We start from the raw sequence: 19,792 nt of genomic DNA on the forward strand, positions 1-19,792 counted from the left end.
CCACCACCAACAACCCCACCCCCAACACCAAGCACAATGGCGAATAAAAATACGTATCCAACCTCGCAAACCGTGACCCACCCACCTTCTTGAAAAACCCCACCAACTCCGAATCCCCAATCGCCCTTGCAAACATCACCACGGCAATCGCGCTGATCCCCCACTGCAGCGCACCATGGGACACCGCCGAGAAGTACAGTCCAGCCCGCAGGCACACCAACAGCGCAATCGCCACCAGCCCCATCGCCACGAGGAACGTCCCCAGCCCCGAGGGCTTGAACGCTGGCTTTGGGCCGCTGGCGAATTCGCCGGGCAGTTGGGGGATGGCGGCGAGGCTGCCGAGTTTGCCGCCGGCGGCCCAGTAGAGGTGGACCATGCTGATGCAGGTAAAAACGCCGACAATCCATCGTGCGACAACAAAGCTCATGGCTGGCTCTCCCTGAAAAGGTGCGAAACAGAATAGTCGCCCTGAGATTTTCTGCAGGCATTTCGTCGGCGGCTGATGGTAAAGTGCCGCCCCATGAAACTTGCCCGTGCCGATCGCTCGCTCATTGCCTGGATGCTTTACTGCTGCGTCCTGTTCAATGTGTTCGCCTGCAGCATCGGTCATGGGCAGATGGTCGGGATGCAGCTCAATGGCATCGGCGGTCAGTTTTGTACGGTGGACCCGCGCACCCAGGCGCCCACGCCGTCCAATGCCCCTGAAGGGAATTTGCCTACACTGTCCAAGGCGTTTGGTTGTCCGCTGTGTTCCACCGGCGGCATGGGCCCGGCGCTGAGTTCCAGCCTGAATGTGGCGGTGCTGCCACAGCCTCATGCCCCCCCGCCTGCCATCGTCCTGGCTGCTGACATCCCTGCCCGCTTCACCTGGCCCACGGCCCACCCGCGCGCGCCGCCTGCCTTCGCCTGAGTCCTTCGCTTTCTGATCTGCACTGAGCGCCGTTTCCGCAAGGAAATACGGATGGCTGTGCGTTGCTTTCAAGCCAAGTTTTTCAGGATTCAACCATGAAACATCTACCCCTGTTGGCGGGCCTGTTCGGCTGCTTGCCTGTCTGCGCCTGGGCCCTTGAGTTGGCCCCGACGACCATCGATGGCGAACAAGCCGTCGAGCCCGGTTTGGCTTTGGACCAATCCAGCGGCATGGCGTCGCGGTTGGGCTTGAGCGTGCGGGAAACCCCGGCGTCAGTGGCCATCGCCACTCGCAATGACATCGAGCACCACGGCGCCAAGACTTTCCGCGATGCGGCCAATACCTTGCCCGGCGTTAACGCCAGCGCTCCACCGGGGTTTGGCGGGTTTGTCTCCTACCGTGGCTTTACCAGCAGCCAGATCACCCAGATGTTCAACGGCATCAACGTCGCCACCGGCCTGGCACGCCCGGTGGATGCGTGGATCTATGACCGGGTGGAGCTGGTGGGCGGCCCCTCCTCGCTGATCAACGGCGCAGGCTCAGTGGGCGGTTCGCTCAACTACGTGACCAAGCTGGCCACCCGTGAGGAACAGGCTGCCGAAGGGCAACTCACTTACGGCAGTTATGACACCGCCGGCATGGCCTTCGGTGTCAATCATGCCCTGACCGACCCCGGCGCCGAGGTGCAGCACTACGCTCGCCTGGATGTAAGCCGCAACACCAACCACAGCTACATCGACCGCGACCAGCGCAACGCCTGGAGCCTGGCGTTTTCCCTGCTCAGCGATCTCACCCCGAACCTGTCCCACACCCTGGCGCTGGAATACCAGGATGAGCATGAAGACAGCCCCTACTGGGGCACACCGGTGCTCAACCCCAAGGTCGGCGAACTGAAGATCGACAAGCGCAACCGCTTCAACAACTACAACGTCGCCGACGGCCGCTACGAACAGCGCACGCTCTGGGTGCGTTCGATCATCGACTACCGCCTCAACGACAGCACAACGCTGAAAAACACCCTCTACCATTTGGACAGCCAGCGCGATTACCGCAACCTGGAAACCTACCAGTACAACGCCGACAACAGCGCGGTAAACCGCTCGACGGCCTATCAGGTGCGCCATCAGGGCGAACAAAACGGCAACCAGTTCGAGTGGCGCCACGAGGACCACATTTTCGGACTCTCGGCCACCTGGTCCGGCGGTTTCGAGTACAAGGTCAACAGCACTACCAACACCCCACTGAATGTGCCAGGCAACAGCGTGGTAGACCCAAACAACTTCGATCCCGGCCACTTCTATGACATCCCGCGAACCCGAGAGAACGTCGGCAAGGACAAGACCAACGAAGTCACCACCCAGGCATTATTCGTAGAGAACCGTCTGGGCCTCACCGATAAACTGTCGCTGCTGACCGGCTTGCGGTATGACGCCATCGACCTGGACGTCACCAACCACCGGGCGATAACCGCCACCAACCCCCGCCACTTCAAGCGCCGCTGGGAACCGGTGACCGGCCGCGTGGGCCTGACCTATCAGTTCATCCCCTCGGCCAATGTGTATGTGCAATACAGCACCGCCGCCGAGCAACCGACGACCACCACGCAAGTGTTTGAGGTCTCGACGGGCAAACAGTGGGAAGTGGGCAGTAAGTTCGACTACCTGGACGGTCGCGGCTCGGCCACCGTGGCGGCCTACAAGATCGAGCGCAAGGACTTTGCCGTGACCGATCCGCTGGATCCCACCAACAGCATCCCGGTCGGCGCGCAGTCTTCCAGGGGCATCGAGTTGGCGAGTTCACTGCGCATCACGCCCAGGCTGCTGGCGGAAGGCAACTTCGCCTGGGTTGACGCCGAATACGAGGACTTCAATGAGAAAATCGCCAGCGGCGCGGTGGTCTCACGCAAAGGCAACACGCCCACCAACGTGCCCAAGCGCGTGGGCAACCTGTGGCTGACGTATGATTTTGCCGAGGACTGGCAAGGTGGCGTGGATGCGCGGTATGTGGCCGAGGTGTTTGCGGACAATGCCAACACCCAGACGGTACCAGCCTACACGCTGTTCGGAACGTTCCTGCGCTATAAGGTGGACTCGCACACCTCGGTGACGGGCCGGGTGCGCAACGTGACCAATGAGGTGTATGCCGAGTTTGCGCATGTGTCGCCGGCGTATTACTTGGGCTCGCCACGAACCCTTGAGTTGGCGGTACAGACCCGGTTCTAATCTTGGAGTGCAACTGAATGTGGGAGGGGGCTTGCTCCCGATAGCGGTGAATCAGTCAACCATGCCGTGACTAAGACGCTGCAATCGGTAGCAAGCCCCCTCCCACACTGATCTGCATTGAACTGAAAGATCCGTGGTTATTTCAGGCTGGCTTCAACTTTCTGCGCCACATCCTCGGTCAACCATGCCTTCCACACCTCGGGATGTTCCTTGAGAAACGCCTGGGCCACCTCACGTGGCGCGGTGTGATTTTCGCTCATGGTCGCCAAGGCTTTATTCAGCGGTTCAATCGGAAACTCGACCTTTTCAAAGAACTCGGCAATCTGCGGATGTTCCTTCTGGAACGGCGTAGAAACGCCGATACTCAACTTCGACGCCAACGACCGCGTCGGCTTCGGATCAGGGTTATCTGCATCCGTCAGGGTCTTCCACGCCTCGGCATCAAACGGCGGTTCTTCCAGCTGGATCAGCTTGTAGCGTCCCATCAGCGGCGTCGGCGACCAGTAGTAGAACAGCACCGGCTTGCCACGCCGGATCGACGAGGCAATCTCGGCATCCAGTGCCGCGCCCGAACCGCTGCGGAAGTTCACGTAGCTGTCATCCAGGCCGTAGGCCTTGAGCTTCTGTTTGTTGACCACTTCCGAGGTCCAGCCGATCGGGCTATTGAGAAAGCGCCCTTTGCCTGGGGATTCGGGGTCCTTGAACACGTCCTTGTAATGCACCAGGTCCGTCACGCTTTTGAGGCCCGGCGCCAGGGGCTTGATGCCTTTGGCAGGGTCACCCTTGACCACGTATTCCGGCACCCACCAGCCTTCGGTTGCGCCTTTGACGGTATCGCCCAGGCCTACCACCTTGCCTTCGGCCTCAGCCTTGACCCACACCGGGCTGCGGCCGGCCCATTCTTCGCCGATCACCTGAATGTCGTTCTTCGCCAGGGCGGTTTCCAGGGTGATGGTGGTGCCCGGCAAGGTGTCGGTGGGCAGGTCGTAGCCCTTCTCGACAATCACCCGCAACACTTCAGTGATCAGACTGCCGCTTTCCCAGTTCAAGTCGGCAAAATGGATCGGTGCCTGGGCCGCTGAAACCGGCAACGTCGTCACTGACAGTGCCAGGGTCGTCAGGGATGCTGCCAACAGTGTTCTCAATCCTTTCATGCCTTCGCACCTCGCGATATCGCAGCCAATGGCGGACGGCTTTGCTGCGTATGCGCGAAGCCTCTGAACAATTAAGTCAACTCAACTGTAGTAGAGGTTCCGGGAGATAACGGGTGTTCGCTGTTTTTACTGATTATTCACTGGCCTTGAACGTCACCAGTTCACCCTTGCGCCATTTGGCGGCCTTGCCGGTCACGGCCTTCAGGGTTTTGGTCAGGCCTTCCTGCAGTTGCTCGGTGGCGGCAAATACCAGCATCACGCTGTGGCCTTCCTTGAACACAATGCCCTGGCCTTCGGCTGAAGACACAAAGGCGTATTCGCCCAAGCCATAGACGGTCAACTTGATGTCGCGGAACTTCAACTCGAACTTGCCGCCTTCACGACTCGGCAACACCGCCGCGCGGAAATGGTCACCGACTTTGAGTTCCAGGCGGGGCTTGTCATCCACCACCATCGCCGCTTCGGTGTCGATTTCGGCGATGTAGATGCCTTCCGGCGTCTGCTCGGTGATGTAAACGAAACGGGATTGAAACTGTTTAACCAACTTTGCGCGCAAATCACCCAGCACGAATAACGCGTGCATATCCAGATTACTGACTGCCAAGGAAACGCCCCCACATCGAAAAGAGCGCTGTCCGCCAGAGCGGGCAGCACAAAAAAACGGCCATCACGGCACGACCACATCACTCATTCTTTGAAAAAAACTGAAGTTAATCCCGCCATCGCGCCGTAAGACGAGTGCGCACGTATGCGATAGACCTTGTGCGAGGTCATCAGGCACCACAGGAGATCACAGGTTCCACGGCACGAGAATACGCGCCGACCAACGTCAGAGAATAACCTGATTAAAAATGCAGTTTTCCGACACGCAAACACAAATAAACACACTGTCGTGGAACCGTGCGCGGGCCGGCGACAACAATACTAAAACAGCAGCAAGGATCAAAACCACTCAAAACGCTGCAATAACGTCATCCGGCTAGATCGAAAGGAGCAGGCCATGCAACGATCACCCTACAGCGCTATGTCTTCGCACACCCGTTCATCCTGTCAGGACAGCGCTCAATACTACCGTTTGAACGGCTTTGGTGGGTACTCGGATTCGGTTCTCTACCAAGTCGTACCTGCCGGCAGAAACTTTTTCCACATCCGTGAAGTGCTCAGCGGTCGAATCAAAGGCTTTCGCAGCGATCATGTCAAGGCCTGTGAGCTGGCCAAGAAACTTGAAGCCCTGTTGCAGGCCTCCCACAGCGCAATCGTTTCGTCCGCCGGGTAACTTAACTGCGCCGCCGACCCGCAACAACTGCCATACTGGCCCGTCCACTGAAGTTTGTGCCCCGCGGGCCAGGTTTCTCCAGTGCAGTTATCTCCAAGGGAAGGCTCTACGTGACGGAATTTGATATCGGCGAATTTTTCATCCATGGCGACGCAAGGGAGGTAGACGGTGAATTTCAAGCAGTGATTGTCATGCGGGCCAAGCCACCGCTGACCACTGTCACCACACACCAGGTGGAAAAAGACCGCTGGTTCAAAACCGCCGACGCCGCCGCCGTCGCCGCAAAGGACGCCGCCAAGGCGTTAAAGACCGCTGTGGATGCCGGGGCCCTGAATTCCTGACATCCGATAGAACTCTACCGCGCCACAACCCTCCCATGCATAACGACCACCCTGCATGGAGAACGAAATGGACGCGCCAATCCCCACCCTTGAAACCCTGTTTGAACAATTGGGCCTGGATTCAACTCCGGAGGCCATCGATGCGTTTATCGTCGCGCACCCTTTGCCTGACGACGTGAAGTTGATCGATGCGCCTTTCTGGTCCGCACAACAGGCAAGTTTTCTCAAGGAAGAGCTGCGCGAAGACGCCGAATGGGCGATCGCGGTGGACGAACTCAACCAACGCCTGCATCAACCGCACTGACGGTAGATATCTACACAACGTTCAAAGGCTGAAAAATCTCCCTGTAGTGAGCGGGCTTGCCCCGCGCTGGGTGGCGAAGCCGCCCCAAACCAAGCGACCTAGTTCTATCTGGAACTCGGCGATGTCTTTATTGGGGCGGCTTCGCCACCCAGCGCGGGGCAAGCCCGCTCACTACAATATGTGTCGATACCTATGCCCATTCCGGAAAAGCCTAATTTACGTCAGCGCCTCACAGCCTCGGGTTTATAGCCCAGGCGCAGGCCGCCCCAGTGCCGACCCTTGACCATGATCGGCACCGACAGATCGTGCATCAGCTCCCCGGTGTCGCGGGTATAGGTTTGCAGCAGAACTGCCTGTTGATGGCTGCCACAGCGGATCCCGGTGCGGTCTTCGAACTTGCGCTTGGTGCGGTTCTGCACCGCATCCACTTGCATGTCGCCGGTCAGCGCCTGGGAAAACGCTTTGTTGTGCGTCGGCACATAGCCCTGCGGCGTGCAGGCGATGGCGAACACCAACCCTTCATGCCGTGGTAACAGCGCCTCCTGGATCGCCGGCAGCACCTGGTCGGTGTAGCCGTCAAACCGGGTGTGGTACTTGCTCGGGCTGGTGTTGGCAATCGGCGTGTAGCTGCGGTCGAACAGGTCATCCAGGCTGATGCGGTTCTGTTGCACATCAGCTTCGAATTGCGCGGCAATCCGGCTCGCACCCTCGCGGGCCAGGTCGTAGATACGCTGGTGGTAGTCATCCAGCCCGACTGCCGCCAGGCGCTCGCTGATGGTTTCGGCCTGACCTTCCATCTGCACGGCGGCATCGGCCAGTTGACGGGTTTGCTGGTCACTGACGGCCAGGTCGCTGCGCATCTGTTCCACGGCATGGAACAGGCTGTCGAGCTGGGTGCGATTGGTGTCGGTGCCCTGGGCGATTTCATTCACCTGGCCTTCCACACCCGCCGCCAGCGTTGCGATACTTTGCAACTGCTCGCCAGCGTGCTCCACCTGCTCGACGCCAGTGTGCAGGTCCGCCGAAAGCTGGCGAATCTGCTCTACCACCTGGGCGGTACGTTGCTGGATATCCGCCACCATCACGCCCACTTCATCGGTGGCCGTGGCCGTGCGGCCGGCCAGCCCGCGCACTTCATCCGCGACCACCGCGAAGCCACGACCGTGCTCACCGGCCCGCGCCGCTTCAATGGCCGCATTGAGCGCCAGCAAGTTGGTCTGGCTGGCGATGGACTGGATCACCAGGGTCACCCGCTGGATTTCTTCACTGCGCTGGCTCAAGGCTTCGATCAGTTCACGGCTCGCGTTGGCGCGCTGGCTGAGTTGGTGCATGCGGGTAATTGATTGGGCCAGCACTTCGCGGCCCTCGGTGCTGCGCTGATGGGCTTGGCTCGCGGCTTCCAGAGCCTCACGACTGAGTTGGGAGGTGATCTTTTCGGTGCCAATCATCACTTCGGCACTGCTGACAATCTGCTTGGCGGCGCTCAACTGCGACTGCAACCGGGCGGCCAGTTGCTTGACCGAATAGGCCACGCCGGCAGCGGACAATGCGTTATGGCTGGTGGTGTGGGACAGGTCGCGAGTCAGCTCGCCAATGGCATCGACGGCCTCGGCAGACGCAATAACCGGCGTGCGGCGTTTCAGCTGAGGCAGCCAGATCACCAGCAAGGCCAGTGGCAGGCAGAGGTACAGCGGCAGGCTGGCAAACGCCAGGCCCAGCAGTAGCAACACCAGGGCGGCGCTCTGCATCAGCTGCGTGAACCAGCCGGGCAACCCGCGCACCACCGGTTGCGGTGGCACTGCTGCGCCCATCAGAGATCCGTCTCCAGCCATCTTCGCCACCCCACTGCTTGTCGTTATTGTCACTGCATTAAACGCCACTATCGGGCCATTATCCATGGGCCTTTAGTGGGGTAGCTTGCAGCAGATCAATAGAGGGGGTGTAACGGGGTCTTTCCCTGGGGGAACGGCGTGGCGATCCCCCAGCTTCACCGCATCAGGCTTGGCGCTGATGCTTGTCGATCTGCTCGTGGCGCTCTTGCGCTTCGATGCAGTATTTGGTGGTTGGGCTGATCAGCAGGCGCTTGAGGCCAATAGGCTCGCCGCTGTCATCGCACCAGCCAAAAGAATCTTCCTTGATGCGTTCCAGTGCACGCTCAAGTTGCGGCAGCATGCGCTGGTCGCGGTCGATGGCATTGACCAGCCAAGTGCGCTCTTCTTCCACGGAAGCGGCGTCAGCCGGGTCAGCCGGGGTGTCCAGGCTTTCAATGGCGATGCGGTTCTGTTCGATGCGCTCGTGGTGTTCCACTTTCATGTCTTGCAGCAACTTCTCGAAAAAAGCGTGCTGTTCGGCATTCATGTAGTCATCCGCCGGCATGGCCAGCAACTTTTCCTTTGTCATTGATTTCTCTATAAAAAATACGTGCATTAAGGCGAATAAGGGAGCGTTCCGGTCGACCTCTGCAGGTCTCGGAAAGGCGCCGTCCATTTCAAGCGCCACCCGGCACTCAATTTACGAGGGGCGGCAGTCTAAGGCCGACTTGAGGGCGCAGCAACTGAAATGACAGGCAATTTTTCCGAGATAACCCCAAAAGGCACCAGGACGGGCTTGGCGAATGGTTATCGGAGTGCGTTTATAGCAAGAAATTCAGTGTTGTGGAGCTATATAGAAGACAAACGGTTAGAACGGCCTAATAAAGATCAAGTGTGGGCGTCGGGCTTGCCCGCGATGCAGGCGACTCGGTCGGTCAGGGCTACCGAGTGGATGCAATCGCAGGCAAGCCAGCGCCCACATTTGATGTGTGTTGGCCGTAAGACGATCTCAGCGTTTGAGCTTGCGCTTGTTGCGATACTGGTCAATCACCACTGCGACCACAATGATCAGGCCCTTGATGATGTCCTGGATATACGCGTCCACCCCGACAAAGGTAAACCCGCTGGCCATCACCCCGAGGATCAGCGCGCCGATCACAGTACCGGTGATGCGCCCTACCCCGCCCGCCAGGCTGGTGCCGCCGATCACCGCCGCGGCAATCGCATCCAGCTCATAGGACATGCCCATGCCGGCCTGACCCGTCGCAGCGCGAGCCGACGCCACGACCCCCGCCAAACCTGCGAGCAAGCCGGCGATGCTGTAGACGATGATCAGATGACGCTTGACGTTGATCCCCGACGTCCGCGCCGCCTGCATGTTGCCGCCGATGGCGTAGGTGTACTTGCCGTACTTGGTGTAGCGCAAGGCGATGTGGAAGATCACCGCCACCACCAGGAAGATAATCACCGGCATCGCGCCATGGCCGATGGCCGTGTACGAGTCCGACAGCATGCTCACCGGCTGGCCTTCGGTGTAATAACGTGCCAGGCCGCGCGCCGAAACCATCATGCCCAAGGTGGCAATAAACGGTGGGATACCGGTAACGGCGATGATGCTGCCATTGATCGCTCCCGCCAACAGCCCCACACCCAGCCCCATGGCCACCGGGATCCACACCGGCAAGTCGGTCAGGCTCGGGAATACCGCCCGGGAAAAATCTGACGTCTGCGCCAAACTGGCGGCGATCATCGCCGACAATGCCAGCACCGAGCCGGAGGACAGGTCGATACCGGTGGTGATGATCACCTGGGTCACGCCGATGGCCAGCAGCCCGATGATCGACACCTGCAGGATCATCAGCACCAGGCGCTGGGAGTTCATCAGGAAGCTCTGGTCACGCACGATCCAGCCGAACAATTCAAACACCAGGCCGATACCGATCAGCACCAGGAAGATGCTCAGCTCGGTGGGCATGCGTCGACGACTCTTGGTTGGCACCGTCGCCGGTTTGTTATCCGTTATTGCGTTCATAGCCAATCACCTTTTTTATTCTGTACGTCAGTGGACTGCCGTCATCCCGGAGGCCAACTGCATGACTTTTTCCTGGGTCGCTTCGCTGCGATCCAAGGTGCCCATCAATTCGCCTTCGTGCATCACCATGACCCGGTCGCTCATGCCCAGCACTTCGGGCAGCTCGGAGGAAATCATGATCACCGCCATGCCTTCGCTGGCCAGGAACGAGATCAAGCGATAGATCTCGGCCTTGGCGCCCACGTCGATGCCCCGCGTGGGTTCATCGAGGATCAGCAGGCGCGGGTTGGTCATCAGCCAGCGCGCCAGCAACGCCTTCTGCTGGTTGCCGCCGGACAAGGTGTCGATGCACTGTTCAAGGGACGGGGTTTTCACCCGCAGCTTCTTGCACATGTCTTCGCACAGCGCACGCAGGGCTTTCTGCTGGATAAAGCCGTTACCCGAGTAGTGCGGCAGCACGGCCATCTCCATGTTTTCCAGCACCGACAGGCACGGGAACAGGCCGCTGAGCTTGCGGTCCTCGGTCAGCAGCGCAAAGCCTTTCTCGATGGCCATGTGCGGGTCGCTGATACGCACCGCTTTGCCGTCCAGTTCAATCTGTCCGCCGTCGCTTGGGGTGATGCCGAAAATGGTTTCCGCCACGTTGGTGCGGCCTGAGCCCATCAACCCGGCGATGCCGAGGATCTCGCCGGCATGCAGGTCAAAGGAGACGTCCTTGAACACACCGTCCAGGCGCAGGTCGCGGACCGACAGCAGCAGGTCGCCGATCGGCGTCTCGCGCACCGGGAACAGCTGGCTCAGTTCACGGCCGACCATCATCGAGATCAGGCTGTCGCTGTTCATGCTGTCGGCGCGTTGCAAGCCGATATAATGGCCGTCACGAAACACCGCCACTTCATCGGCGATGGCAAACACTTCGTTCATTTTATGCGTGATGTAGACGATGCCTTTGCCCTGGGCCTTGAGGTCGGCAATGATCGAAAACAGGTGGGCCACTTCCTTCTCGGTAATGGCCGACGTCGGTTCATCCATGATCAGGATGTCGGAATCGTAGGACACGGCCTTGGCAATCTCGACCATCTGCCGCTCGGCGATGCTCAGGTTGCCCACGTGTTCCTCGGGGTCCAGGTTGATGCGCAGGCGTGCCAGCAATTCTGCCGTGCAGCGGTGCATTTCGCGGTGGTTGACCATGTGCAGGCTGTTGAGCTGCTCGCGGCCGATCCAGATGTTCTCGGCGATGCTCATGTGCGGCATCAGGTTGAGTTCCTGGTGGATCATAGCGATCCCGGCCTTCTGGGCCGCCAGGGGCGTTTCAAATACGATCGGCTTGCCGCGCAGGCGAATTTCCCCGGCGTCGGGCTGGTAGATGCCGGCGATGATTTTCATCAGCGTGGATTTGCCCGCACCGTTCTCGCCCATCAGCGCCAGCACCGTGCCAGGGCGTACGCGCAATTGCACGTCGGCCAGGGCCACGACGCCGGGAAAGCCTTTGCTGATGTTGACGATTTCCAGCAGGTAGGGTTCGTCCAGCGGCAACGGCTGGAGGCCGGGGGGCTGCGAGACAGCGGCTTGAGCGAGCATAGGGAGGTACTCCATCGGCAGGGCGGGCACGACCGCCCTGCCGGTTTATTGTTGTTATGTCAGGGCTACTTGAACTGGGCGACGTTTTCCGGAGTGATCAGTTGGAACGGAATAATCACGTTCTGCTCGACCGGCTCCTTCTTGGCCATTTTGCGCGCCGCTTCCACCGATCCCACCGCCTGACCCTTGGCGTCCTGGAACGCCGACGCGGCCATGTCACCCTTGGTGATCGCGTTCAGACCGTCCGGGGTGCCGTCGACACCTGCGATCAGCACGCTGCCCGGCTTGGTACCCGCCGACTTCAGGGCCATGGACGCACCGATGGCCATCTCATCGTTGTTGGCCAACACGGCGTTGAATTCGCGACCTTGGGTCAGCCAGTCGTTGACCAGGGTCATGCCCTTGTCACGCAGCCAGATACCGGTCTGTTCCTGTTCGATCTTGATGTCCGGGTATTTGGCCAGCACCTCCTTCACGCCCTTGGTGCGGTTGGTGGTGGAGTTGTTCGCGAGGTCACCCAGCAGGATCACAATCTTGCCCTTGCCGCCGAGTTTCTCAGCGATGTATTGCATTTGCAGGCGACCCGCCTCGATGTCATCGGAGGTCACCGCGACCACATCCTTGGGCAAGTCTTTCTGGTCGGGACGGCGGTTGACGAAGACCAGCGGGATGCCCGCCTTGGTCGCCGCATTGATGATGTTCTTGGTCGAGGCGGTATCCACCGGGTTGACGATGATCGCGTCGACTTTCTGACTGATAAAGTTCTCGACCTGGCTCAGTTGCTTGACCACATCGGCACGCGCGTCCTCGAACTGCAGCTGCACGCCATCGCCCTTGGGATAGGACTTGGCTTGCTTGTCCATGTCTTCGCGCAGGTAAGTCAGGAAGGTGTCATCGAAGGCGGACATGCTCACGCCTATCTTCAGGTCGGCAGCCGAGGCAAAACCACTGGCCAGCAGCATGGACAAGGCCAGCGCGGTAAAACGGATCGGGGTCTTCATGAACGGTCTGTCTCCACTTTCTTGTTGGTTTTTTGGACGTTGCGTTTTTCAGAGCTCGGCAGGCAGCCGGACGACCGGTGCGCCTGGAATGCAGCACACCAGCGCGCCTTTGTTTTCGACGCACAGCACATTAAGGAAGGAGAAGTAGAACGGCCGGGCGCGGGGCAGGCCGCGTGGCGTGTGGGCAGGGCGTAAAACTCGCAGTACAGCGTTGAAGATTTTCATCTGACGGTACCTGGTTGTTTTTGATCTTGTTTTTGTTGAGTCGTGCGAATCGAGTCCGAACGTACTTTATGCAACCTGGAAAAGACTTTATTGGAAAATAATTTCCATATCAACCTGTTTTAGAATTTTATTCTATTTTTGTTGAAACCACCTGCTGGCGCTCGGCGCTCAGGCGTGCGGCGTCCAATATACGGGTGGTTTCCAGCGCATCATAGGCGTCCACCGGCAACGGCCCCTGCCCTTGCACGGCCACTTGCAACTGCCGATAGAACTGCGTCCAGCAGCCCTTCTCCGACGGCACTCGCTCGCGTTCCGGGCCTTGTTCGAACCAGCCCCAACGTCGGTGTTCTTCAGCGCCCCAATGCTCGCCTTCGGTCTTCGGCGACTTGCCGGCCATCAAGGCGTCTTCCTGGCCGTCCAAACCGTCGACGGTGTAGCAGCCGGCGGTGCCACTGACCCTGAAACGCGGGGCCTGGCTGTTTTGCAAGGCATTGCCCCACAGGTGAGAGATCACCCCGTTGGCATGGGTCAGGGAGACAAAGAAGCCATGATCCACGGTGTGGTGTTCGGCGGTGTAGTGCAGTTGGGCGAACACCCGATCTACCGGCCCGAACAGTTGCAGGGCCTGATCGACCAAATGGCTGCCCAGGTCGCGCAGCCAGCCGCCACCGCTGGCGTTGCCCACGGCTTGCGGGCTGTAGCGTTCCACGCGGGATTCGAAACGGGTGATGGTGCCCAGAGCGCCGGCGTCGATGAGTTTGCGCAGGGTCAGGTAGTCCGAGTCCCAGCGCCGGTTCTGGTAGACGCTGAGCAAAGAGCCCTGGCGTTCAGCCGCAGTGATCAGGGCTTGGGCCTGTTCGGCGTTGGCGGCGAAAGGTTTGTCGCTGACCACCGCAACGCCGTGTTCGATGGCTTCCAGCACTAATGCGGGACGCCCTTTAAGCGTGGTGGAGATCACCAGCGCATCGACCCCGGCTTCGACGATCTGGCCGATGGAGTCAAAGGCCTTGAGGCCGGGGTGGTCGGTTGCCAATTGCTGGCGGCGCTCTGCGGAACGCGTCACCACCCCGACAAAGGTGGCGCCTGGCAGTGTGGCAATCAGCGGCGCATGAAAGAAGCGCCCTCCGTGGCCGTAGCCGACTAGACCGATTCTCATACATTCACTCCTTGCTTGAAGTGGAAACCCGATTCAAATGTGGGAGGGGGCTTGCCCCCTCCCACATTGAGTGAATACCACCTGTGGAACTGTGGTTAGCCGTAGAAACGTGGGCGATCCGGCAAGCTCATCTTCACAATCTGCTCACTGCCCTGCGCTTCGATACACGCATCCGCCGCCACCGCCGCCGCGAACCCGTCCCACGCCGACGGCCCGCCGACCTGCCCGGCGCGCACGCTGTCGATGAACGCCTGCAACTCCACGTCGTATGCACCGATAAACCGATCCTTCCAGTCCATCAGAATCGCATTGGACAGCTTCGCCCCGCTGCGCAGTTGCACCTGGGATGGCTCCGGCAGTTTGGCGATACCGGTCTCCCCCACTACTTCGCACTGGATGTCGTAGCCGTACTGGCAGTTGACAAACACTTCCACATCGATGCGCGTGCCCTTGGCGGTTTCCAGCAGCACGATCTGCGGGTCACGCAAGTGCGCCAGGGCCTTGCTGGATTTGCGCGGGAACACCACTTGCACCGACACGTAGTCATCGTTGAGCAACCAACGCAATACATCCAGCTCGTGGATCAGGGTGTCGGTGATCGCCATGTCGGTCTTGTAGTTCTCGCCCACCGTGGGGTTGCGGTGCGCGCAGTGCAGCATCAACGGCTCGCCGATCTGGCCACTGTCGATCACCGCTTTGAGGGCGCGATAGCCTTCGTCGTAAGGGCGCATGAAGCCGACCTGCACCAGGCGCTTGCCGTAGGCCACCTCGGCGTCGACGATCCGGCGACACCCCTCGGCGGTGACCGCCAGGGGTTTTTCGCAGAACACCGGTTTGCCGGCGGCGATGGCGGCGAGCACGAACTCTTCGTGGCTCGGGCCCCAGGAGGTGACGAGCACCGCCTCGACCTGCGGCGAATTGATCAAGGCATGGCCGTCGGGGTACACCTCGGCGTCCAGCTTGAGGTCCGCAACCACCTTGGCGGCCTGCTCAAGGTTGATATCGGTCACCGCCACCACCTGGCTGTTGAGCAAGGTCTGGCTGCAACGACGAATATGGTCCCGGCCGATGGCGCCTGTACCGATCACTCCAAGCTTCAAAGACATACAAACACTCCTCTTGTTATTAGTACTGCCGGGCCTTCGCCAGGTGTTCATTGAGTTTTTTTGCGGCGGCATTCGTGCGTTCGCTGGTGGACACCTGCGCCACGCCCACGCGCCACCACGAGAGGTAGCCGTGGATCATGGTCTTGGGCAGCACCTTGATATCAATCAGCGTCGACACCGTTTGCGTACGCGCGTCCGCCAGCGCCGATTCCAGTTGTTCCACGGTGCTGACCTTGTAGGTCTTGCAGCCATAAGCCGCCGCGCTCATGGCGAAATCCACCGGGACCAGGCCACCATCGAGCTTGCCGCTCTCAGGGTTGCGGAAGCGGAATTCGGTGCCGAAGCTGTCCATGCCATTGCCGATCTGCAGGTTGTTGATACAGCCGAAAGCCATGTTGTCGAGCAGCACCACGTTGATCTTGCGCCGCTCTTGGATCGAGGTGGCCAGCTCAGAGTGCAGCATCATGTAGGAGCCATCGCCGACCAGGGCGTAGACCTCCTTGGTTGGTTCGGCGAGTTTCACGCCCAGGGCGGCGTTGATCTCGTAGCCCATGCACGAATAGCCGTATTCGACGTGGTAGGTGTTGACGCCCTTGCTGCGCCACGCGCGTTGCAGGTCGCCGGGCAGGCTGCCGGCGGCGGCGACGATGATGGCGTCATCCGCCAGGCTCTGGTTGAGCACGCCCAGCACGCGGCTTTGGGTCAGGCACGAGCCGGTCAGCTCGATGAATTCCCGCAGCACCGCACGGTCCAGGTGGTCGTCGACCTCCGGCACGAAGCCGTCGCCGGCGTATTCCACCTGATGCACGCGGTCCACTTCGGCATCCAGCTGCGCCTTGGCGTCGCGCACCTGCTCGCCCCAGCCGGAACGGTAGTCGCCCAGGGCATCGGCGAGCGCTTCAAGCGCGACCTGCGCGTCGGCCAGCACCTGCACGCCGTCGAGCTTCAGGGCGTCGCACGGGCTGATATTGAGGTTGAGAAACGTCACCTCGGCGTGCTTGAACAGTGATTTGGACGAGGTGGTGAAATCGGTGTAGCGCGTGCCGATCCCAATGATCAGGTCGGCCTCGGGCGCCAGCAGGTTCGCCGCCAGGCAGCCGGTTTCACCGATCCCGCCCACGTTCAACGGGTGACTGGAGACGACAGCACTCTTGCCCGCCTGGGTCTCGGCAAAGGGAATATCAAAACGCTCGGCAAACGCTTGCAGCGCGGCATTGGCGCCGGAGTACTTCACGCCGCCACCGCAGATGATCAGCGGTTTGCGTTTGCCTCGGAACGCCGCCAGCGCGTCACCGATCATCGCGGCAGTGGCCGGGCGACGCTCAATACGGTGCACGCGTTTCTGCAGGAAGTAATCGGGATAGTCCCAGGCCTCGGCCTGCACATCCTGGGGCAATGCCAGGGTCACGGCGCCGGTTTCGGCCGGGTCGGTGAGCACGCGCATGGCGTGGATCGCAGCGGTCATCAACTGCTCGGGGCGGTTGATGCGGTCCCAGTATTTGCTCACCGAGCGAAAGGCATCGTTGGTGCTGATGCTCAGGTCGTGGAACTGTTCGATCTGTTGCAGCACCGGGTCGGGCTGACGGCTGGCGTAGACGTCGCCCGGCAACAGCAGCAACGGAATACGGTTGGCCGTGGCGGTCGCGGCGGCGGTGAGCATATTGGCCGCACCGGGCCCGACCGAGGCGGTGCACGCGTAGATCTTGCGGCGCAGGTGCTGCTTGGCGAAACCGATGGCCGCGTGGGCCATGCCTTGCTCGTTGCGACCCTGATGCACGACAAGGTCACCGCTGTCCTGCTCCAGGGCCTGGCCCAGGCCCAGCACATTGCCGTGGCCGAAAATCGTGAACACCCCGGCGACAAATTTGCTCTGCACGCCATCGACTTCGATGTATTGGTTATCCAGGAACTTCACCAGGGCCTGGGCCATGGTCAATCTTGTTGTGGTCATGTTCGCACCTTGAATGAATGCAAATCTGTCGATCAACCGCGATCACCTGTCCGGTATCAGGTCCGGGATTTCTGCAGGTGGGCGATGCTCGCGCCCAACGCTTGCTGGATGTCGGCCAGGCCATGCACGCTCTCGGAAAACGGCTCGAACGACAGGTAGCCGCTGTAGCCGCTGCTGAGCAAGGTGTCGATCTGCGCCGCGTTGCCGAGGATGTCGCCCTCGCCCACCAGCACGCGGTGGCCGTCGCGAATCGAATTCAGCGGTGCCTCGGCATCTTCCACGCCGGAGATATGCACCAGGCCGGTGAGTTCCGGAAAGAACTCATGTTCGCTGGCCAGGTGATGGTGAAAGGTGTCGTGCACCAGGCGGAACACATCCAGGCCGCCGATGGACTGGATCGCGTCCACCGCCACGCGTTTGCGGCGCATCGCGCACTCTTCAAAACCCAGGGGTTCGATAAAACCGAGAATCCCGTATTCGCGCAGGATCGGCGCCAGCTCGCTCAGGGCGGTGCGCAAGCCGGCAGCGCGCTGGGCTTCATTGCGCGTGTCACCCGGCTCGTTGAACGGGCACATCACCAGGCCCTGGGCGCCGCATTCGCGCGCGTAGGTCGCCAGCGTGATCGCCTGGGCACGGCGTTCGTCGTTCCACACATCAAAGGGGTACAACGCGTTGATCGACAGCACCGTAATGCCTTGCACCGCGCACAGTTCGCGCACGCGGCTGGCCGGGGTGCCGAATTCAATTTGTCTGTCCGCCAGGTCGTTGCGGATCTCGATGGCATCGCACTTGAGCGCTACCGCCAACTGGATGAAATCCGGCAGGGACAATTGGGGCGCGACCATGCGGTTAAGGGCGAAACGTAAAGGCGATTTCATTGTTGTTGTTCTCCGTCCAAACCGCTGATTAAAGGTCCAGCAGCCAGCTGTGCTGCGGGTCGTTATGGAAATGCCAGGCGCGCTTGGGGCCGGCCATTACGTTGAGGTAATAGGACTCGTAGCCATACGGCACGCTGACCGGGTGATAGCCCTTGGGCACCACCACCAGGTCGCTGTTTTCCACCGCCATGGCCTGGTCGATGCTGCGGTCGTCGGTGTAGACACGCTGGAACACAAAGCCCTGGGGCGGGTTGACTTGGTGGTAGTAGGTCTCTTCAAGGAAACTCTGGTGCGGCAAGTCGTCGGTGTCGTGTTTATGCGGCGGGTAGCTCGACGAGTGCCCAGACGGCGTGCGCACCTCCACCACCAGCAGCGAATGCGCCGGCTCGCTGTCAGGCAGGATGTCGCACACGTAGCGGGTGTTGGCGCCTTTACCGCGCACGCTGCGCTTGCAGTTTTCCGGGCGGATCAGGCGTGGTTCGTAGCCTTCTGTGCCGGGAGCGGCGCAGACGGCAATCTGTACATCGCTCAAGGCGGTAACTTGCGCATCGGTGCCCGGTGGCAGGTAGGCGGCGAACGGGGATTTGTCTTCAAACACCGACTGGCGATCCCCCAGGTTCTGCCAGTTGAAGCCTTCGCCCTCAATGTTCACCCGGCCGCTTAGCAGCACCAGGCACAGCTCCTGATCACCGGCGCTGACCGGCAGGGTTTCGCCGAGGCTCAGGCGGTAGGCGGCAAAGCCCACGTACTCCAGGCGCCCTTCTTCCAGGGCGACCATGGTTTTTCCGCGTTTGCTACTTTTGACCAACAAGCTCATTTTCCGGTCCTCTCATTCAACAGAGCACGTAAGGTGTCGTAGCCTTTTTTCGCATAGATATAGCTCGGCGCCACAGCCGGGTCCTGCTCGGCCTCCACCACCAGCCAGCCTTGGTATTGGGCGGCGAGCAGCACATCGAGCAATTCGGCGAAGTCGATATCGCCATCGCCGGGCACGGTGAAGGTGCCGTTGACGATGCAATCCGGAAAACTCCACATCTGGTTGCGCGCCAGTTGCACCACAGGTTTGCGCACGTCCTTGAAGTGCACGTGGCAGATACGCCCGATATGCTTGCGCAGCACGTCAATCGGCTCGCCGCCGCCCATGTAGCAGTGGCCGGAATCGAACAGCAGGCCGACTTCCGGGCCGGTACGGTTCATCAGTTGGTCGATGTCTTCCGGGGATTCAACATAAGCGCCCATGTGGTGGTGGTACGCCAGGCGCACGCCCTGGGACAGGGTAAAACGCGCCAGTTCGGTGAGTTTGTCAGCGTAGTCCTGCCAGGCCTGTTCGCTGTGGAAACGTGGGCGTTCGATCAGGCGGATGCGCGAGCCCTGGATCGAGTCGGCCACCTCGCCGTACACCAGCACCGTGGCGCCGTTCTGTTTGAGCAGCTCGACATGACCGGCGATGGCTTCGATTTCCTCGGCCACCGAGCGACGGGCCAGGCGGCTGGAGTACCAACCGGAGACCAACGCCAGGTCGTAGGGGCGCAACACGTCGCCGACGCCCTTGGCATCCTTGGGGAATTTACCGTTGAGTTCGAAGCCTTCGTAGCCGATCTCCTTGCCTTCGCTCAGGGCGGTGCTCAGGGGCGTTTCACCGCCCAGGGCCGGCAGGTCGTCGTTGCTCCAGGAGATCGGGTTGATGCCAATTCGGATTGCGGGCATGGCTGCACCTTTATTATTTTCAGGTATCACTGAGATCTGCTTTATGTGGAAGCTGGGTTGCTGTGGTGAGGGGGGGGATTGTCCCGCGACGAGTTAGTCGCAGAGCCAATGGGGCTGCTTCGCAGCCCAGCGCGGGG

20 protein-coding genes are annotated in these 19,792 nt (G+C 60.5%); 5 read left to right on the top strand and 15 right to left on the bottom strand.

Going from position 1 to position 19,792, the window contains the following annotated elements:
• Window positions 1-427 (bottom strand): DUF3995 domain-containing protein (locus tag K7431_RS28430; protein ID WP_224265966.1); only part of this gene is annotated, 427 nt, incomplete at its 3' end.
• A 93-nt stretch (window positions 428-520) separates the two neighbouring features.
• On the opposite strand from K7431_RS28430, the gene K7431_RS28435 reads away from it, so the two are divergent.
• Together K7431_RS28435 and K7431_RS28440 are read left to right on the top strand one after the other, a co-directional pair.
• Window positions 521-910 (top strand): DUF2946 domain-containing protein, encoded by a 390-nt coding sequence (locus tag K7431_RS28435; RefSeq protein ID WP_043205239.1) that lies wholly within the window; start codon window positions 521-523, stop codon window positions 908-910.
• 95 nt (window positions 911-1,005) lie between these two features.
• The gene (locus K7431_RS28440; protein WP_043205237.1) at window positions 1,006-3,132 is read left to right on the top strand and encodes a TonB-dependent receptor; all 2,127 of its coding nucleotides are present in this window, start codon (window positions 1,006-1,008) and stop codon (window positions 3,130-3,132) included.
• Window positions 3,133-3,269: 137 nt separating this feature from the next.
• Here the strand turns inward: K7431_RS28440 and K7431_RS28445 are convergent, their stop codons facing one another.
• Together K7431_RS28445 and K7431_RS28450 are read right to left on the bottom strand one after the other, a co-directional pair.
• A complete protein-coding gene (locus tag K7431_RS28445) occupies window positions 3,270-4,286 on the bottom strand; it encodes an ABC transporter substrate-binding protein (RefSeq protein ID WP_012723792.1) in 1,017 nt (338 codons plus the stop codon).
• Window positions 4,287-4,419: 133 nt separating this feature from the next.
• On the bottom strand, window positions 4,420-4,869 hold the full coding sequence (locus K7431_RS28450; protein WP_046034041.1) for a hypothetical protein: 450 nt from the start codon (window positions 4,867-4,869) through the stop codon (window positions 4,420-4,422).
• A 417-nt stretch (window positions 4,870-5,286) separates the two neighbouring features.
• Between K7431_RS28450 and K7431_RS28455 the strand changes: the two genes are divergently transcribed.
• The 3 genes from K7431_RS28455 to K7431_RS28465 all read left to right on the top strand — a co-directional run bounded on the left by K7431_RS28455 (window position 5,287) and on the right by K7431_RS28465 (window position 6,207).
• Window positions 5,287-5,562 carry a hypothetical protein gene (locus K7431_RS28455; protein WP_012723790.1) on the top strand — a complete coding sequence of 92 codons (276 nt, stop codon included), beginning with the start codon at window positions 5,287-5,289 and terminating at the stop codon, window positions 5,560-5,562.
• 110 nt (window positions 5,563-5,672) lie between these two features.
• Window positions 5,673-5,903: a hypothetical protein gene (locus K7431_RS28460; protein ID WP_043205236.1), complete on the top strand. Its 231-nt coding sequence runs from the start codon at window positions 5,673-5,675 to the stop codon at window positions 5,901-5,903.
• Between the two features lie 67 nt (window positions 5,904-5,970).
• Window positions 5,971-6,207: a DUF2789 domain-containing protein gene (locus tag K7431_RS28465; RefSeq protein ID WP_043205235.1), complete on the top strand. Its 237-nt coding sequence runs from the start codon at window positions 5,971-5,973 to the stop codon at window positions 6,205-6,207.
• Between the two features lie 221 nt (window positions 6,208-6,428).
• Here K7431_RS28465 and K7431_RS28470 read toward each other — a convergent pair whose 3' ends face one another.
• The 12 genes from K7431_RS28470 to iolE form a co-directional block, all read right to left on the bottom strand.
• Window positions 6,429-8,105, bottom strand: a complete 1,677-nt coding sequence (locus tag K7431_RS28470; protein WP_370636188.1) for a methyl-accepting chemotaxis protein — start codon at window positions 8,103-8,105, stop codon at window positions 6,429-6,431.
• A gap of 97 nt (window positions 8,106-8,202) precedes the next feature.
• On the bottom strand, window positions 8,203-8,607 hold the full coding sequence (locus K7431_RS28475) for a TraR/DksA family transcriptional regulator (RefSeq protein WP_003191666.1): 405 nt from the start codon (window positions 8,605-8,607) through the stop codon (window positions 8,203-8,205).
• Between the two features lie 420 nt (window positions 8,608-9,027).
• Window positions 9,028-10,050 carry an ABC transporter permease gene (locus K7431_RS28480; protein ID WP_016975559.1) on the bottom strand — a complete coding sequence of 341 codons (1,023 nt, stop codon included), beginning with the start codon at window positions 10,048-10,050 and terminating at the stop codon, window positions 9,028-9,030.
• Between the two features lie 27 nt (window positions 10,051-10,077).
• The gene (locus K7431_RS28485) at window positions 10,078-11,631 is read right to left on the bottom strand and encodes a sugar ABC transporter ATP-binding protein (RefSeq protein WP_043205233.1); all 1,554 of its coding nucleotides are present in this window, start codon (window positions 11,629-11,631) and stop codon (window positions 10,078-10,080) included.
• A 65-nt stretch (window positions 11,632-11,696) separates the two neighbouring features.
• Window positions 11,697-12,632, bottom strand: coding sequence for a sugar ABC transporter substrate-binding protein (locus tag K7431_RS28490; RefSeq protein ID WP_012723784.1), 936 nt, complete (start codon window positions 12,630-12,632; stop codon window positions 11,697-11,699).
• A gap of 48 nt (window positions 12,633-12,680) precedes the next feature.
• Entirely contained in the window at window positions 12,681-12,857 is a 177-nt protein-coding gene (locus K7431_RS28495; protein ID WP_012723783.1) for a hypothetical protein, read from the bottom strand.
• A 127-nt stretch (window positions 12,858-12,984) separates the two neighbouring features.
• Window positions 12,985-14,013, bottom strand: coding sequence for a Gfo/Idh/MocA family protein (locus K7431_RS28500; RefSeq protein ID WP_012723782.1), 1,029 nt, complete (start codon window positions 14,011-14,013; stop codon window positions 12,985-12,987).
• Window positions 14,014-14,108: 95 nt separating this feature from the next.
• Window positions 14,109-15,119 carry a Gfo/Idh/MocA family protein gene (locus K7431_RS28505; protein ID WP_012723781.1) on the bottom strand — a complete coding sequence of 337 codons (1,011 nt, stop codon included), beginning with the start codon at window positions 15,117-15,119 and terminating at the stop codon, window positions 14,109-14,111.
• Window positions 15,120-15,138: 19 nt separating this feature from the next.
• Window positions 15,139-17,070 carry a 3D-(3,5/4)-trihydroxycyclohexane-1,2-dione acylhydrolase (decyclizing) gene (iolD, locus tag K7431_RS28510; protein ID WP_012723780.1) on the bottom strand — a complete coding sequence of 644 codons (1,932 nt, stop codon included), beginning with the start codon at window positions 17,068-17,070 and terminating at the stop codon, window positions 15,139-15,141.
• 56 nt (window positions 17,071-17,126) lie between these two features.
• Window positions 17,127-17,948, bottom strand: a complete 822-nt coding sequence (locus tag K7431_RS28515; RefSeq protein ID WP_012723779.1) for a TIM barrel protein — start codon at window positions 17,946-17,948, stop codon at window positions 17,127-17,129.
• A 28-nt stretch (window positions 17,949-17,976) separates the two neighbouring features.
• The gene (gene iolB / locus K7431_RS28520; RefSeq protein ID WP_012723778.1) at window positions 17,977-18,765 is read right to left on the bottom strand and encodes a 5-deoxy-glucuronate isomerase; all 789 of its coding nucleotides are present in this window, start codon (window positions 18,763-18,765) and stop codon (window positions 17,977-17,979) included.
• The gene (gene iolE / locus K7431_RS28525) at window positions 18,762-19,655 is read right to left on the bottom strand and encodes a myo-inosose-2 dehydratase (RefSeq protein WP_043205231.1); all 894 of its coding nucleotides are present in this window, start codon (window positions 19,653-19,655) and stop codon (window positions 18,762-18,764) included. Before iolE ends, iolB begins: the two co-directional genes overlap by 4 nt.
• Between the last annotated feature and the right edge of the window lie 137 nt (window positions 19,656-19,792).

This window comes from Pseudomonas fluorescens group sp., from assembly GCF_020093335.1.
Taxonomy (GTDB): domain Bacteria; phylum Pseudomonadota; class Gammaproteobacteria; order Pseudomonadales; family Pseudomonadaceae; genus Aquipseudomonas; species Aquipseudomonas petroselini.